We start from the raw sequence: 15,233 nt of genomic DNA, 5'->3' as shown, positions 1-15,233 counted from the left end.
ATGCCGGGGGCGGACCGGGACGGGTTCAACGGCAGGCCCCGCCGACCGATTGCAAGCGGTCGGCGGGGCCATTGTGGCTCTTGACAGCGGATTGGGTCATATGAGCGAGCGCCGTCCAGGGCGAATAAGTTGGCATGAAAAAGGCAAGGCATAGACCTTCTGGTCATGCCTTGCCTTTTGAATGACAAATTGTCGCCCTGGGCGGCGCGCAGCGTCGGCCGGTCCGCCGTTCGGTAGAACGGCGGAACCTACTACACGGCCTGTGCCAGCTTCTCGGCACGCTCGGCGGCGGCAAGCGCCTCGATGACGGCACCGAGTTGGTCGCCCAGAAGGACGCCGTTGTAGGTGGAGTTGAAACCGATACGGTGGTCGGTCACGCGGTCCTGGGGCTGGTTGTAAGTACGGATCTTCTCGGAACGGTTTCCGTGGCCAATCTGGCTCTGGCGCTCGGCGCCGAGCTCGGCCTGCTGCTTCTCGAGTTCCATCTCGTACAGACGGGCACGCAGCATCTGCATGCAGACCTCGCGGTTTTGAATCTGGGAACGCTGCTCCTGCGACTGCACCACGGTATTGGTGGGCAGGTGGGTAATGCGCACGGCGGAGTAGGTGGTGTTAACGCACTGACCGCCAGGACCGGAGGCACAGTAGGTATCGATGCGCAGGTCGGACTGGTTGATCTGAACGTCGATCTCCTCGGCCTCGGGAAGCACGGCGACAGTTGCCGTGGAGGTCTGGATGCGGCCCTGGGACTCGGTCTTGGGAACGCGCTGGACACGGTGCACGCCGGACTCGAACTTCATGACGGAGTAGACACGGTCGCCCTCGACCTTGAACTCGATGGACTTAAAACCGCCGGCCTCGCTGGGGCTGGAGTCGAGCACGGTGGTCTTCCAGCCACGCGACTCGCAGAAGCGTTGGTACATCTTGTACAGGTCACCGGCGAAAATGGCCGCCTCGTCGCCACCTGCGGCGGAGCGGATCTCGACGATGGTGTTCTTGTCGTCATTGGGGTCACTCGGGATGAGCATGTACTTGATGTCTTCCTCGAGCTGGGGAAGTTTGTCCTCGTTCTCGGAGATGTCCATCTGGAGCATCTCCTTCTCGTCGGCATCGGTAGTGTCACGGAGCATTTCTTTGGCAGCCTCGATGTCGTCGAGCGCGCCGATGTACTCGCGCGCAGCGGCAATGAGGTCGGACTGGTGCGCGTACTCCTTGTTGAGACGCGTGAACTCCTTGATGTCGGAGGCGACGGCCGGGTCGGAAAGCTTCTTCTCGAGCTCCTCGTAGGCCTTGATGATCTTTTCGAGCTTGTCGCGCATGGCGGAACTCCTTTATATGCGTGAAGGTGAAAATCGGCGGAATTGATGGGGCGCATGGCGCCGTTGCGGGGTAAGCCCAGCTAGAACATGTCGATTTTCAGATACATGCGCATCCCTTCGCGTATAGGGTACATAGTTGCGGTCTAACCCATATATGATAGCGTGCGCAGGCAAACCTGCATATAACCCGCACGGAATGCGTGGACGTAGTCGTTGGGGACGTTCCTTAACGACGAGTCGTTTAAGAACGTCCCCAACGACTACAACGGCTAACAAAGGGACTGTCGCTTTGTCACATTCTAGAGCGTTTGAAGCAGAGCGATGAAAAAGTGGACACCTTGGAGGTAGGCACGGCGGGTAATGCGCTCGTTGGTGCCGTGGACACCGCGATCGCACTCGTCATCGTCGACCACAAACGCCGAAAAGCGAATGCATTCAGAGCAAATACGCTGATAGTTAGCCGCATCGGTGGCACCGATCACAGTTGAGGGCACAATGCCGACAGCGGCCCCGCCCGCCGCGTTCGGTACGTTTTCCTCCGCCCCCTTTGGATCACGAAAGTAGCGGGCGGCAATAGTGCGAACGGCCTCGAGCCCCGGTCCGCCAACACGTGGGGACGGCGAGGGCTCGGAGCTGCCGGGGCCAAGTTCGACCCCCACGCGCCCGGTGAGGCCCGCCGCGGCAACGGCCTCACGGCAACGGTCAACAACATCAGCCACGCCCGTGCCCTCAAGCATGCGGAAGTTAATATTGGCCCACATATCCTGCGGCATCACGTTAGCACCAGTGCTGCCGCCCTCAATCTGCGTGGGCGCACAGGTAGTGGTCACGAGCGGATAGAGCTTGTTGCTGGCGAGGCAGTCGCGAACAATGACGCCTCCGTTGGCGGCAATCTCATCCGCCGTGTAGAGCCCCAACTCGACAAGCTGCGCGGCAAGCAGATCGGTCACGCGCGTCGGCCACTCGATATCGCAGATTGCGGCGATAGCGCGGCTCAATACCTCGAGCGATGTGCCGCCGTAGGGGTTGGACGAATGTCCGCCTTCGCTCTTCGTCTTGAGCACGATATCGGCATAGCCCTTCTCGGCAAGGTCGGCATGCATAAGCCAGCCCTCGCCCGCGCCGTACTCGGCAGCCGAAACAATACGGTAGTCACCCTCGTCGATCAGGTATTCAAGTTCAACGCCGCGCTCCTCGAGCACGCGGCCGATGGCCCCCGCTCTCTAGAGCAGCGTAACCTCGAAGGCGCGCTTGTCGGTGGCACCGGGAGCCAAGGTGATGGTGTTGACCTTGTGCTCGAAGACGTCGTCCTCGGTGTCCATGGTGGTATGTCCGGTCCAAGGCTCGAGCGCCACGAACGGGGCGTCGTTGGCGGCAGACCACACGCCAATGTACTTAAAGCCCTCAAAGTCAATCTTGACGCCGTGGCCCGACTTGCGACTGCGCAGCGTGAGCGTGGAGCCCGGGGTATCGGTGAACATGATGGCGTCGTTGTCGAAGCTACGGTGTGTGATGGGCAGCACGTCCGAGTTATCGGGAGCCTTGTAGCTTCCCTCGAACGTCATAAGGCCATCGGGCGTGATGATGGGGGCCTCGTTAGTCCAAGCCTCGGTAAACGCCAGCTCGTAATCCTCGAACGCCTCGTCCTCGGCACCGGGAACGGGCACGTTAAATGCGGGGTGGCCGCCCACCGAAAACGGCAGGTCCACGTCGCCGGTGTTGGTGACGGCAAAGGTCTGCGTAAGAGTGGCGTCGCCAGTCAGGGCATAGGTCATGTTGAGCTTAAAGTGGAACGGGAAGGCCTTGAGCGACTCGGGCGTATCGGTGATCTCGTAGGTAACGGACGAACCGTCCTCCGACACCTCGACCAGCTTGTGCTCCACGATACGCGCGATGCCGTGGCGCGCCATCTCGCAGCTGCCGGCCGCAGACGTCGCCGTGTTGTTGCGCAGCGAGCCCACAATGGGGAACAGGATGGGCGCATGCTTGCCCCAAAAAGCGGGATCGCCCTGCCACAGATACTCGTTGCCGTTGAGGGCAAGGCTCGTGAGCTGGGCGCCCATGGAATCGATGGCCGCGGTGAGGCCGCCGCGCCTGATGGTAGTGACGGTAGACATGCTACTTCCTCCAAAAGTAAACAATAGTGTCGAGGACTATTGTCCCACTCTTGGCGGCGGGACGGGACGGCAGGCGATTATTGAGTAGCCATAGCGGAAATGGGCGGCGAGCGCCTACTGGGTATCCACGTAAAGGTCAAACCCGCCCTGCGAGGTGGTGTCGACCGTATCGGGCGCCCGCGAGTTAAAGCTCGCGGGAACCATTCTTTTCGAGGCACGAAAACGCGTGCCGTCGGTGGCGACAGGTGGCTCATCGACCGTAAGTTCGTAGTCGCCGGGCTTGAGCTCGATACCGTCACCTTCGGAATTGACGTATTGGTGCTCGTCGATCGCTTGTCCCTTGAGCGTGCGGCCCACGATATGAATGAGCATCTGGCTGTCGCCGCGCGCGGTATCCCACGTCGCGCCGTCCTTGACCTCGACCGACACATGCACCGAGCGCGTACGGTTGAGCGATTGTTCGACGGAGATCTCGACCTCGGCGGCGTCTTGGCGCTGCTGCTCAACATGGCTCCAAACGCTGCCGATTGCCGAGCAGGCGATAACGCCGGCCATGAAGGCGATGAGGATGGGGCCGAGCGGAGAGCGCCGGCCCGCGCCTTCCTCGCGAGCCAGATCGGGGCGATGCGTGGGCGCAGGTGCCTGGGCGCCCTGCGCGGGCACGTCGAGAATGCTAAAGGATGCCGTGCTGTCGGGGTCGATAGTGTGACGCGGCTGTGGGGTCCTTGCCGGCGAGATGGACATGTCGGCCGGCTCACCCAGTGTGGCCGTGGCGTCGGCCTTTGCCTCGTCGGCCTCAGCCTGGGCCCAGGCCTGTTCAAAGGTTAGGGGTTCGGCCGAGTCGGAAGCGGCGTCCGTCTCGACGGCATCGTCGCCGCTCTCGTCCTCGTCGCTCGACACGTCATGCGGCGCGGTCTCGTCCCACTCCTCGTCCGGAACCTCGCCCTCGCTATACCACCATTCAAAGTTATCGATATCCATACGGGGCGCCCCTTAGGCCTCGCAAATAAACACTTGCTAGCCTTATACCCCCAGACGGCACGAGGGCTCGCACGGAATGCGAAAAGGACTGCTCCTTTGTCGCATCGAAACGGATCTGTTTACGTTTAGCCGCGGGTAATCTTATTTCTCAACAAGAAGTCGACTGCCCCCACGATTCTGATGCCATCGATGTCCGTTGGATGGTCGCCATCCCTGACAATCAGGATCTTCTCATACGAATCAGGAATTTTTCCTAGTGTGCTTAGCTTGAGCGGTCGCAGCTCGCGTTCCCTCGTCGCCTCGGCATCGATCCGTTCGGTAACCTGGATATATTTGCGGTCTGATCCCTCGCCGATTGCGACAAAGTCGATTTCCCCCGCGCGTAGATGGCCGCAAAACACTTCGTATCCTTCAAAGACAAGCTGGTTGTAGATAACGTTCTCGAGCATCCTTCCGCTATCGCTACCTCTATATCCGTCAAGATAGCTGCGAATTCCCGTATCAGCTATGTAATATTTACCGCCTGTCTTAAGAAGCTCCCGCCCCTTGATGTCATACCTTTTTACTTTGGTAAACAGGTACGTCTCTTCCAGAGCGTCAATATATGCCGACACCGTCGATGCGTTGGTCTTACCGCCCGCTGATTCGTTGAGCGTCCCTACGATTTTGTTGACCGAGGTTTGGTTGGAGATGTTGTCTGCCAGATACGCACAGAGCCGCTCGAGAACATCGCGCTTGGTGATAGCTCCGCGACCCCTACGCGTCACACGCGACAGGATATCGCGCGCGACGATCGTCTGGTAGAGGCTACGGATATAGTCGCGACACAGCTCACGTCTCGGCTCATCATGGGCCAGAAACGGCATGCCGCCATAGGTTATGTACTGCTCAAGCACGGTATTTGAATTAAGGCGATCGCCCGTCTTGGAAACAAGTTCGGCCCTCTCACCAAGCCCTTCAGCGGCGACCGCATCAATCGAGCGAAAATCAAGATATTCGCCAAACGTGAGAGGCTGCATCTTGACCTCGACATATCGGCCCGAGATAAGCGTTGCGAGCTCGCTCGATAGCAAAAAGGCATTGGAGCCCGTGACATAGATATCGCACGGCAAATCCACTCGGAGCGAGTTGACCGCCTTTTCCCAACCTTCGACATTCTGGAGCTCGTCAATGAACAGGTAGGGATGATCGATGCCGTCGATGCGCTCCCGAACCATACGATAAAACGTCAGATAATCCGTAATTCCCGCGTACTCTAGAGATTCCATCTTAAAGGTCAGCAAACGCTCGGCTGGCACCCCCTGTTGCGCCAGATAGTCCCTCATCATGTCCAATAACGTTGATTTGCCACAACGGCGTATGCCCGTCACGATTTTGATGAGGTCGGTATCCTGAAAAGCAATGAGTCGATCAAGATAACGGCTTCGGCGAACGATATCCATAGAGTCTCCCTAGCGCCCGACCAGACATGAAATCTTATAAACTTGCATTTTTTGCAAGTTTATAAGATGTTACCTTAGAAACTTGAAGAATTTGCAAGTTTCTAAGGTATGGAATGTGACAAACGGACTGCCCCTTTGTCACATCGCGAGGGCAGCGCGAATGGAGGGGCCTCGAGGGCCTCGCGGAGCCAAGGGGCCAGCTGCTCGGGGTGACCCTGCAGGTAGCCGTCGAGCTCGGACGGGGCCACGCGGCGCACCTCCGAGATCTCCTCTTGGTTGATATGCAGCTCGCCCGGCTCAACATGGGCAAGGTAGACCTCACACCATTCGCACTCGCAGCGACCGTCGCCGTGGTCCTCGCGGTACACCACGTGTCCGAGGTGCTCGAGCTGATCGGGCTCGCGCGTAATGCCAAGCTCTTCGTTAATGCGGCGCGCCGTGGCGGCCGCGACGTCTTCCCCGGGAAGCGGATGGCCGGCGCAGCTATCGGCCAGCACCCCGCCCCACAGGCGCTTGAGCGGACTGCGGCGACAGAGCAGCAGGCGCGCGTCTTCGCCCCGGCCCTCTACCAGAAGCGTCAGAAATGCCTGATGCAGAATACCCTCGCCGGCATGGGCCTCGATGCGGCCGGGCTCGGGACGCGGAATGGCCTGTGCCGTGGCGCCCAGGTGCGCGAACTCCGGCGAGCAGGCGTACACCGCCATATCTCGCGGCGTCACCGTCAGCTGGGCCATGAGCGCAAACTTGCCCTCGCCCACTGCAATCTTTGTCGTGTGCACACCCATGGGGTCCCCTGTCGCCCGCGATGTACCTGAGACCATCTTCGCCTGTATTGCGACTATACAGGCAAGCGCAGCCTGCGACAAAGGGACTGCCTCTTTGTCACATTAGCTTGGCGCTGCTCATGTGCCTGTTCTCGGTGTCATGCTTCACGCACTTGCTTTTCTCGAAATTCCCTCTCGAAACTAGCCGACTACCCCATCTACACCGTGCAAAAAGAAATCCGCTTGGGCAGCATGGACCTCGACAGCCGATTGATGTTCTATTACGTTTTCGAATTGATATTTGAGCGCTACTTCAAACTGGCCAAGAAATAAAACTTGGCATGCGCCCGGCTTCGACTCTTTAGCAGCCTTCTATATGAAAGGTATCGCCCTATGCAACGCGTACTGTTTATCTGCCACGGCAACATCTGCCGCTCGACGATGGCCGAGTCGGTGTTTACCGAGCTCGTGCGCCGCGCTAGGCGCGAGGTGGAGTTTGTCATCGATTCCGCCGCGACCTCGACCGAGGAGCTTGGCAACCCGCCACACCACGGCACCGTTGCCAAGCTGCGCGAAGTCGGGATTCCCGTCGTCGCCCACCGCGCACGCCAGGTGCGTCGCGCGGAGTATGGCGACTGGGACCACATTGTCTATATGGACGACGAGAACGCGCGTGGCCTGCGTCGCATCTTTGGCGACGACCCCGACGGCAAGATTACGCGCTTGCTCGATTGGACCGAGCGCCCCGGCGACGTGGCCGATCCCTGGTACACCGGCAATTTCGATGCCACGTACCGCGACGTGCTCGCCGGCTGCACGGCCATGCTCGAGCAGCTGTAGGCAAGCGAGGTCGCGGGCCACGCCTTCGGCGCGAAACAAGCGCGGATAATCTTCCACATGAAAAATGAGCGTGGGTTTTCTCCCACTTTGAGCGTTCAAGTGCGCTCTAAACGGGAGAAAACCCACGCTCATGAATGTGACAAAGGGACTAGCCCTAGACCGGCTTGACCTCCAGCTTTATCCCCTCGGCGCAGGAGTCGCCCAAAACATCCGAAAGGGCCCAGGTCGCATATAGCGGCAAATAGAGAACTGCTCCGTTGCGCTCAACGTTGCCTCTCGAGAAAACAATCCCGAGCCTTACGCCATATTCAGCCGTATCAAGCACATGACCGAGCGCTGCGTGCGCGTGGTAATAGGAGCCCGATTTAACCTCGATCGGAACAGCCGTCCCATCCGGTCCATCGACCACAAAGTCCACTTCACCGCGCTTTTTTGTCTGATAGTAGTAAAGCTGGCGATTTTGGGCAGCCAGCTGCTGGGCCACCACGTTTTCGTAAATGCCGCCCAGATTGGGCTCCTTGCCATCAAGATACGCCGCTTGGGCGACTCCAACGGGGTAGCGCGCCATCAACATGCCCGTATCCGATTGATAGAGCTTGAACTGCGATGGCCGTGCCGTCTTGAGCAGGGGCGATTTTGGCTCGCTTACGATATCGGCTTTGAGAGCAACGCCGGCATCGACAAGCCATACAAAATCTCGCTGATACTTCTCGTAGTGAGCCTTGGGGTCAATGGAATTGAGCACGAAGCGCTTGTTTTCGCCCTCGAGCATAATAGGGAGCTGATCGTAGATGCTCTGCACCTGAAGGGCTCGCCCGCTTGCATACCTGGAGATATCCCGCCGGTACTGTTCATTGAGCTCTGACTGTAGCTGACGAACAGAGGCAAGGTCGCCCTGCGTGTCAAGGAAACGCTGCACGACCTCCGGCATTCCGCCGACAACGGTATAGGTCCTGAAGTTTGCCATCATCGCGTCATGAATGTAATCAGGAATGGGCCTCTCGCTGATACACGCGTCACGTATCGTTTGGCGAGCCCCCTCGCTCACCCCGATTGCCCAGCAAAACTCCTCAAAATCGAGCGGGAACATCCTAAGCTCGTGGACATACCCCACCGGATAGGACCTGACGCCCTTGAACTGAGTCCCGAGCATTGACCCCGAAAACGCCCAACGGCACCTCCCGTCCTCAACAAGGAACTTTGCCATCGTCATGATGTCGGGGGCCTCTTGGACCTCATCGATAAACACGAGTGTTTTGCCTGGCGCAATCGACTTTCCCGAAAGAAGCGTCACCCTGCTGATGAAATCATCGGCATCCCGCGCCTCGAGAAGAGCATCTTTTGCCTGGCGGTTTTCCATGAGGTTAAGCTCGATGTAGGTTGCATGGTTGGCTTTGCCAAATGCGCGAATCGAATAGCTTTTGCCAATCTGGCGAGAACCCGTAATGAACAAGGCCTTTTGCTCGGAAGACTTCAGCCAACGCTCCAGCTCTGCCGCTATTTTCCTGCGCAGCATAGGCTCCCCCCTCAGTGTCATCAAATGAAATGCAAAGTTTTATACGCTTGATTATCGATGAAACGCAGAATTTTTAGAACCTAAAATCGGATGAAATGCAGAGTTTTGAGATTATAAGCGAAAAAGATGGGGCACCACCGGCGAATGTGGCAAATGGACTGTCCCTTTGCCACATTGCGCTCAACTACTCGTCGACGATCTCGGCAAGCCAGACGTTCAGCGTATCGACCTCGGGGCAGCAGAACTTTGCCGTGCCGGGCTCGTTGCCGGGCACAGTTCCGCCATAGCGCAGAATGTCGATATAGGGAAAGCCAACGTGACAGGCCATGGCGCACATCTTGCCGCGATCGCGGTCGAAGTCGAAGACGTCGCCCGGCTTGTGACCATGGTGGCAGCGACACGTCCCCAACTGGTCCACGCAGCTCACGCGGATACGCGGACGCTTGCCACGCGGCGCGCCGAGCGGCTTGTTCTCGCCCGCAGGCCTGATGTCGCCCTCGCCAGCATTACTCATGGTCAATCACATCCAAGCAGGCCTCGATGGGAAGACCGGCCGACTTGTCCTCTTGGTCGGCATTGCGCTCGATAAGCTCGGCCACCACACGCATGGCATCGGACGTCGCGCGCTGCAGACTCCAACCTGCCATAACGCGGCCGACGAGCACTGCCGAGAACGTATCGCCCGTGCCCGGGAAATAGACCGGAATGAGCTCAAAGGGAATCGTAAAGTACTCCCCCGCTACATGGTCGTAACCGATAACCGCGTTCGTGCCATTGACCACGGTGCTCGTAATGACCACCGACTTGGCACCCAGCTCGCGCACGGCGTCCACAAGGGCGCGGGCCTCTTCGGGCGTAATTTGCTCGGCAATAGGCCTATCGGCAAGCAGGCACGCCTCGGTATAGTTGGGCACCGCGTAGTCTGCGCACTCCAGCAGGTGCCGCATAAGGCCAATCGTGGACTCGGGCACGCCCGCATAGAGCTTGCCGTTGTCGCCCATGATGGGGTCGACGAACACCTTGGTGCCCTTTTGCGCACGGCGGTGGCAAAAGTCCGAGATGATGCGCGTCTCTTCCTCGGTCACGATAAAGCCGGTCGAGATGGCGTCGAACTCAAAGCCGAGTTCTTCCCAGATGGCAAGACTCTGACGCACGTACTCCGTGGTGTCGTGGATGTAGAACTTGGGATAGTTAAGCGTATCGGACACAAGTGCCGTCGGCAGATTGTGGATACGGTAACCCATGTGCGACAGCACCGGCAGCATGGCGGAAAGCGCGACCTTGCCGTAGCCGCACATATCGTTGATCAGCAACAGCTGAGTGTTCTTCATGAGTGTCCCCCTTGGGTCGGGCGCGGCGCAACGGCGCCACAGTGCAACTAAGTGTAGCGCAGGGGACGTTGCGAGCGGAGTCGAGCGGCACGAAGGGCAAATTGTTGCGGAAAGGTTTCGGAAACGAGGGGCTAGCTTGCTTCATTGCGGCTCATTTGCCGCCACTTATTCAGTGCCATTTCAAAACTATGCCGGATTACGGGGCTGAACCTGAATGAGCCAACCACACCCCTTATTTTCAAATCATAGCGAACCTTCTACCTGCGGTTTTCTTTTTACCAATTTCGGCATGGTCGGCAATCCGTCATTCAGCCCCGTAATCCGACATAGTTTTTAAGTTAGTCGTTGGGGACGTTCTTAAACGACTAGTCAAACAAGAACGTCCCCAACGACTATCCCAACAAGGGCAACGCCGATGTTTTGGCGAAGTCAGCGAAAACCCGCCAGAGTGAGCAAGGTGCCTTGAAACGAGACGGCATTGACCTTCTGGTCATGCCGCCGAAGTTGAAAGGCAGATTGCCGCTCTGGCGGGTTTGCAGCGTCGAGCCGTTACGCGGTTTGGTAAAACCGCGTAACCACTAGTTTGGTACCTTGACTTTGATTTCTCACGCTCCTAAATTGGTTAGGCACAAAACAATTCCACTACCTAACTAAAGAAAGGAGCAGCACTAATTTATGTGCGATGAACCTCTTAGCCTTTGTTCGCACGAGCCCGGCGGCGACCCGTCACAGCCGGCGGATGTACCCGAAGCGGTTAGCTCGGAAGACAAGCTTGCCAAGCGCATCCTCAATAACCTGGGCTTTTGCGGCCATTACATGCATTTTCATGGCGGAGGCGTGTCCGGCAAGGCGCCCATCATCTGCCTACTGGCCAAGCAGCCCGGCGGCGAGATGTCGCAGCAGGAACTCGGCATGCACTTCGGCCTCAAGCCGGGGTCGCTTTCCGAGATCCTGTCCAAGCTCGAGCTCAACGGCCTCATTGAGCGCAGCCGTAACCCCAAGGATCGACGGCAACTCACCATTCGCCTGACCGAAACCGGCCGGGAAAACGCCCGCATCGACCAGGCGGCCCGCATCCGCTTTAGAGAACGGGCCTTTAGCGCGCTCACCCACGACGAGCGCGAGCAGCTCGCCGAAATGCTCGATAAAATCCGCAAAACCTGGGAGGAACTGGATGATTAAAACCCTCATGGGCAGCATCCGCGACTATATGAAAGTCACCGTTGCCACGCCGTTGCTCGTGCTTGGCGAGGTGCTCTGCGAGATGCTGATTCCATTTATCACCGCCAACCTGATCGACGCCATCAAAGACGGCGCCACCGTAGCCGAGATGCTTCCCACCGCGGGCTTTTTGGTGCTCATCGCGCTGACGTCGCTTGCCTTTGGCGCCGCTGCCGGCGTCACCTGCAGCCATGCGAGCTGCGGGTTCGCCAAGAACCTGCGTCACGACCTGTTCTACAAGATCCAGACGTTCAGCTTTGCCAACATCGATGAGTTCTCGACCTCCTCGCTCGTCACGCGCCTGACCACCGATATCAACAACGTGCAGCAGGCCTTTATGATGATCATCCGTATCGCCGTGCGCGCGCCGCTGGTATTGATCTTCGCCTTTACCATGGCGTTTATCATGGGCGGCAGCGTTGCCATGGTCTACCTGGTTATCATTCCGCTGCTGGGCTTTGGGCTGTTCTTTATCATCTTTAAGGTGCGCCCCATCTTCTCGCGCGTGTTCCACAAGTATGACGCCCTTAACGAGTCCGTCGAGGAAAACGTCACCGGCATGCGCGTGGTCAAGAGCTATGTGCGCGAAGACTTTGAGAAGGAGAAGTTCGCGACCGCCGCACGCGACGTCCAGATGGACTTCACCCGCGCCGAGAAGCTGCTCGCCTTTAACAACCCCATGATGAACATCTGCGTCAATGGCGCGTTTGTCGTCATCATCTACCTGGGCTCCAAGCTCATCATCACGAGCCAGGGCACGCTGTTCGACGTGGGCCAGCTCTCCTCGATCTTTACCTATGGCTTCCAAATCCTCATGAGTCTGATGCAGCTGTCGATGATCTTTGTCATGGTGACCATGGCCGACGAATCGGCGCACCGCATCACCGAGGTGCTGGCCGCCGAGCCCACGATCGCCGATCCCGCCGAGCCCGTGCTCGAGGTCGCCGATGGCTCCATCGACTTTGACCACGTGAGCTTTAAGTATTCCGCGCATGCGAAGCGCCAGGCGCTCGACGATATCGACCTGCACATTAAGAGCGGCGAGACCATCGGCATCATCGGCGGCACCGGCTCGGCCAAGTCCACGCTTGTAAACCTCATCGCCCGCCTGTACGACGCCACCGAAGGCACCGTGCGCGTGGGCGGCGTGGATGTGCGCGACTACGACTTGGACGCCCTGCGCCACCAGGTAGCCATGGTGCTGCAGAAAAACGTGCTGTTTAGCGGCACCATCGCCGAGAATCTGCGCTGGGGCGACCCGAACGCCACCGACGAGGAAGTCCGCGAGGCGGCACATCTGGCCTGCGCCGATGAGTTTGTCGACGGCTTCCCCAAGGGCTACGACACCTGGATCGAGCAGGGCGGCTCCAATGTTTCCGGCGGCCAGAAGCAGCGCCTGTGCATTGCGCGCGCCCTGCTGCGTCGCCCCAAGATCTTGATCCTGGACGACTCCACGAGCGCCGTCGACACCAAGACCGATGCCAAGATCCGCGCAGGGCTGGCAAGCTATCTGCCCAACACGACCAAGCTCATCATCGCCCAGCGCATCAGCTCCGTGCAGGACGCAGACCGCATCATCGTCATGGAGGGCGGCCGTATCGCTCAGATCGGCAACCATGACGAGCTGCTCAAGACGAGCGAGATCTACCGCGAGACCTTTACCTCGCAAAACAAGATGTCTGCCGAGGGCGAAGGGGCCGTCGAGGCCGACACCGAGGCATCCACAACGCAAGCCCAGAACCAGGAAGGAGGCGAGGCACATGAGTAAGGCAACCACCGCCGAGCGCGCGCTCAACCGCAAGAGCGGCACCATGTCGCGCCTCATCAAGACGCTCTTTGGCTTCTACCCCGTGCTTTTGCCCCTCGTCGTCGCCGGCGTGGTGCTCTGCGCCGTCATCAACTCCATCGGCGCGACCTTCCTTCAGAGCGCCCTGCAGATTATTAGCGAATCGTGGCAGTCGGGCGATTGGGAAGCCGCACAGCCCAAGATCGCGCAGCTCGTGACCACCCTCGCCTGCATCTACGGCGTCGGCATCCTGTCCTCGCTGTTCTGGAACCGCACCATGGCCATCATCACGCAGGGCTCGTTGGAAAAGCTGCGCGAGAAGATGTTCAACCGCATGCAGGACCTACCGATCCGATACTTCGACACGCACCAGCGCGGCGACATCATGAGCCACTACACCAACGACATCGACACGCTGCGCCAGATGATCAGCCAGTCGCTGCCCAACCTGCTCATGACGACCATCGTCATCGTCACGGTGTTCTTTATCATGCTGTACTACAGCGTGTGGATGTGTCTGGTGATTATTGCCGGCGTCGCCTTTATGACCTTTATGACCAAGCTGCTCGGCTCCAACTCCGCGCGCTTCTTTATTGCGCAGCAGACCGAGCTCGGCGTGGTCGAGGGCCATATCGAGGAAGTCATGAACGGCCAGAAGGTCGTCAAGGCATTCTGCCACGAGTCTGCCGCCGAGGCCGATTTTGACGAGCGCAACGAAAAGCTCTTCGAGGTCTCGCAAAAGGCCAACATGTACGCCAACATCCTCATGCCCATCCTTATGAACTTGGGCAACCTGCTCTACGTGCTGGTCGCACTGGCAGGCGGCATTTTCCTGGCGCTGGGCGTGCCCAACCTGAGCATCTCGGGCATGACGCTGTCCATCGCCGTCGTAGTGCCGTTCCTCAACATGACCAAGCAGTTCTGCGGACAGATCGGTCAGATCTCTCAGCAGATCAACGCCGTGGTCATGGGTCTCGCCGGCGCCGACCGCATCTTTGAGCTCATCGACGAGAAGCCCGAGACCGACGAAGGCTACGTGACGCTCGTCAACGCGCAGGTGAACCCCGATACCTGGCAGCTCGAGGAGGCCGACCACCACACCGGCATGTGGGCATGGAAACACCCGCACCGTGCAACCGGCGAGATCGAGTACGTACCGCTGCGCGGCGACCTGGTCATGGACAACGTCGACTTTGGCTACACGCCCGACCACGAGGTGCTGCACGGCGTGTCCGTGTTTGCCAAGCCGGGCCAGAAGGTAGCGTTTGTCGGCGCCACCGGCGCGGGCAAGACGACCATCACCAACCTCATCAACCGCTTCTATGACATCGCCGACGGCAAGATCCGCTACGACGGCATCAACGTCAACAAGATCCGCAAGTCAGATCTGCGCCGCTCGCTGGGCGTGGTGCTGCAGGACGTGAACCTGTTCACCGGCACTGTGATGGATAACATCCGCTACGGCAACCTGGACGCCACCGACGAGGAGTGCATCGCGGCGGCCAAGCTCGCGGGCGCCGACGACTTTATCACCCGCCTGCCCGACGGCTACGACACCATGCTCACCGGCAACGGCGCCCAGCTGTCGCAGGGCCAGCGCCAGCTGATTTCGATCGCACGCGCCGCCGTCGCCGATCCGCCGGCAATGATTCTGGACGAGGCCACGTCGAGCATCGACACCCGCACCGAGGCCATCGTGCAAGCGGGCATGGATAAGCTCATGGAGGGCCGCACGACGTTTGTCATCGCGCACCGCCTGTCCACCGTGCGCAACGCCGACGCAATCATCTGCCTGGATCACGGCCGCATCATCGAGCGTGGCAACCACGACGAGCTGATCGCCAAGCGCGGATATTACTACCAGCTCTATACCGGAGCGTTTGAGCTGGAGTAGCTCAAAACATCCCCTACGCTCC

The 15,233-nt window shown here is 59.1% G+C and carries 13 protein-coding genes; 4 read left to right on the top strand and 9 right to left on the bottom strand.

Features of this window, described 5'->3' with window-relative positions:
• Nucleotides 1-251: 251 nt before the first annotated feature.
• The 6 genes from prfA to ACTNA2_RS06400 form a co-directional block, all read right to left on the bottom strand.
• On the bottom strand, nt 252-1,319 hold the full coding sequence (gene prfA / locus ACTNA2_RS06425; RefSeq protein WP_154518366.1) for a peptide chain release factor 1: 1,068 nt from the start codon (nt 1,317-1,319) through the stop codon (nt 252-254).
• A gap of 299 nt (nt 1,320-1,618) precedes the next feature.
• Nucleotides 1,619-2,521, bottom strand: a complete 903-nt coding sequence (locus tag ACTNA2_RS06420; protein WP_441048929.1) for a peptidase dimerization domain-containing protein — start codon at nt 2,519-2,521, stop codon at nt 1,619-1,621.
• Between the two features lie 21 nt (nt 2,522-2,542).
• Nucleotides 2,543-3,436 (bottom strand): aldose 1-epimerase family protein, encoded by an 894-nt coding sequence (locus ACTNA2_RS06415; protein ID WP_427719707.1) that lies wholly within the window; start codon nt 3,434-3,436, stop codon nt 2,543-2,545.
• Nucleotides 3,437-3,550: 114 nt separating this feature from the next.
• Complete coding sequence (locus tag ACTNA2_RS06410; protein ID WP_441048928.1) at nt 3,551-4,417, bottom strand: hypothetical protein; 867 nt, start codon at nt 4,415-4,417, stop codon at nt 3,551-3,553.
• A gap of 125 nt (nt 4,418-4,542) precedes the next feature.
• Nucleotides 4,543-5,859, bottom strand: a complete 1,317-nt coding sequence (locus tag ACTNA2_RS06405) for an ATP-binding protein (RefSeq protein WP_441048927.1) — start codon at nt 5,857-5,859, stop codon at nt 4,543-4,545.
• Between the two features lie 101 nt (nt 5,860-5,960).
• Nucleotides 5,961-6,644, bottom strand: a complete 684-nt coding sequence (locus tag ACTNA2_RS06400; protein ID WP_441048926.1) for an isopentenyl-diphosphate Delta-isomerase — start codon at nt 6,642-6,644, stop codon at nt 5,961-5,963.
• A 372-nt stretch (nt 6,645-7,016) separates the two neighbouring features.
• Here ACTNA2_RS06400 and ACTNA2_RS06395 point away from each other — a divergent pair, with 372 nt between their 5' ends.
• Nucleotides 7,017-7,463: a low molecular weight protein-tyrosine-phosphatase gene (locus tag ACTNA2_RS06395; protein ID WP_441048925.1), complete on the top strand. Its 447-nt coding sequence runs from the start codon at nt 7,017-7,019 to the stop codon at nt 7,461-7,463.
• Nucleotides 7,464-7,617: 154 nt separating this feature from the next.
• On the opposite strand, the gene ACTNA2_RS06390 is transcribed toward ACTNA2_RS06395, so the two are convergent.
• The 3 genes from ACTNA2_RS06390 to ACTNA2_RS06380 all read right to left on the bottom strand — a co-directional run bounded on the left by ACTNA2_RS06390 (nt 7,618) and on the right by ACTNA2_RS06380 (nt 10,310).
• Nucleotides 7,618-8,979 (bottom strand): ATP-binding protein, encoded by a 1,362-nt coding sequence (locus ACTNA2_RS06390; protein WP_441048924.1) that lies wholly within the window; start codon nt 8,977-8,979, stop codon nt 7,618-7,620.
• 184 nt (nt 8,980-9,163) lie between these two features.
• Nucleotides 9,164-9,493 (bottom strand): TIGR04076 family protein, encoded by a 330-nt coding sequence (locus ACTNA2_RS06385; RefSeq protein ID WP_441048923.1) that lies wholly within the window; start codon nt 9,491-9,493, stop codon nt 9,164-9,166.
• Nucleotides 9,486-10,310, bottom strand: coding sequence for a PfkB family carbohydrate kinase (locus ACTNA2_RS06380; RefSeq protein ID WP_441048922.1), 825 nt, complete (start codon nt 10,308-10,310; stop codon nt 9,486-9,488). The genes ACTNA2_RS06385 and ACTNA2_RS06380 overlap by 8 nt, the downstream gene beginning before the upstream one ends.
• 675 nt (nt 10,311-10,985) lie before the next feature.
• Here ACTNA2_RS06380 and ACTNA2_RS06375 point away from each other — a divergent pair.
• From ACTNA2_RS06375 to ACTNA2_RS06365, 3 genes are read left to right on the top strand one after another with little or no spacing between them, the layout of a single operon-like run.
• Nucleotides 10,986-11,492 (top strand): MarR family winged helix-turn-helix transcriptional regulator, encoded by a 507-nt coding sequence (locus ACTNA2_RS06375; protein ID WP_441048921.1) that lies wholly within the window; start codon nt 10,986-10,988, stop codon nt 11,490-11,492.
• Nucleotides 11,485-13,299, top strand: coding sequence for an ABC transporter ATP-binding protein (locus ACTNA2_RS06370; protein WP_441048920.1), 1,815 nt, complete (start codon nt 11,485-11,487; stop codon nt 13,297-13,299). Before ACTNA2_RS06375 ends, ACTNA2_RS06370 begins: the two co-directional genes overlap by 8 nt.
• Complete coding sequence (locus ACTNA2_RS06365) at nt 13,292-15,211, top strand: ABC transporter ATP-binding protein (protein ID WP_441048919.1); 1,920 nt, start codon at nt 13,292-13,294, stop codon at nt 15,209-15,211. The genes ACTNA2_RS06370 and ACTNA2_RS06365 overlap by 8 nt, the downstream gene beginning before the upstream one ends.
• Nucleotides 15,212-15,233: the final 22 nt, after the last annotated feature.

The sequence above is a fragment of the Collinsella sp. HCP28S3_E9 genome, from assembly GCF_052065455.1.
Lineage (GTDB): Bacteria > Actinomycetota > Coriobacteriia > Coriobacteriales > Coriobacteriaceae > Collinsella.
This window is presented reverse-complemented; position numbering and strand designations above follow the sequence as displayed.

What these genes read in the sequence shown, in the direction of transcription:
- ACTNA2_RS06415 (WP_427719707.1), bottom strand. Translation starts at nt 3,436, where the DNA reads ATGTCTACCGTCACTACCATCAGGCGCGGCGGCCTCACCGCGGCCATC.
- prfA (WP_154518366.1), bottom strand. Translation starts at nt 1,319, where the DNA reads ATGCGCGACAAGCTCGAAAAGATCATCAAGGCCTACGAGGAGCTCGAG.
- ACTNA2_RS06380 (WP_441048922.1), bottom strand. Translation starts at nt 10,310, where the DNA reads ATGAAGAACACTCAGCTGTTGCTGATCAACGATATGTGCGGCTACGGC.
- ACTNA2_RS06375 (WP_441048921.1), top strand. Translation starts at nt 10,986, where the DNA reads ATGTGCGATGAACCTCTTAGCCTTTGTTCGCACGAGCCCGGCGGCGAC.
- ACTNA2_RS06390 (WP_441048924.1), bottom strand. Translation starts at nt 8,979, where the DNA reads ATGCTGCGCAGGAAAATAGCGGCAGAGCTGGAGCGTTGGCTGAAGTCT.
- ACTNA2_RS06370 (WP_441048920.1), top strand. Translation starts at nt 11,485, where the DNA reads ATGATTAAAACCCTCATGGGCAGCATCCGCGACTATATGAAAGTCACC.
- ACTNA2_RS06405 (WP_441048927.1), bottom strand. Translation starts at nt 5,859, where the DNA reads ATGGATATCGTTCGCCGAAGCCGTTATCTTGATCGACTCATTGCTTTT.
- ACTNA2_RS06400 (WP_441048926.1), bottom strand. Translation starts at nt 6,644, where the DNA reads ATGGGTGTGCACACGACAAAGATTGCAGTGGGCGAGGGCAAGTTTGCG.
- ACTNA2_RS06385 (WP_441048923.1), bottom strand. Translation starts at nt 9,493, where the DNA reads ATGAGTAATGCTGGCGAGGGCGACATCAGGCCTGCGGGCGAGAACAAG.
- ACTNA2_RS06365 (WP_441048919.1), top strand. Translation starts at nt 13,292, where the DNA reads ATGAGTAAGGCAACCACCGCCGAGCGCGCGCTCAACCGCAAGAGCGGC.
- ACTNA2_RS06395 (WP_441048925.1), top strand. Translation starts at nt 7,017, where the DNA reads ATGCAACGCGTACTGTTTATCTGCCACGGCAACATCTGCCGCTCGACG.
- ACTNA2_RS06410 (WP_441048928.1), bottom strand. Translation starts at nt 4,417, where the DNA reads ATGGATATCGATAACTTTGAATGGTGGTATAGCGAGGGCGAGGTTCCG.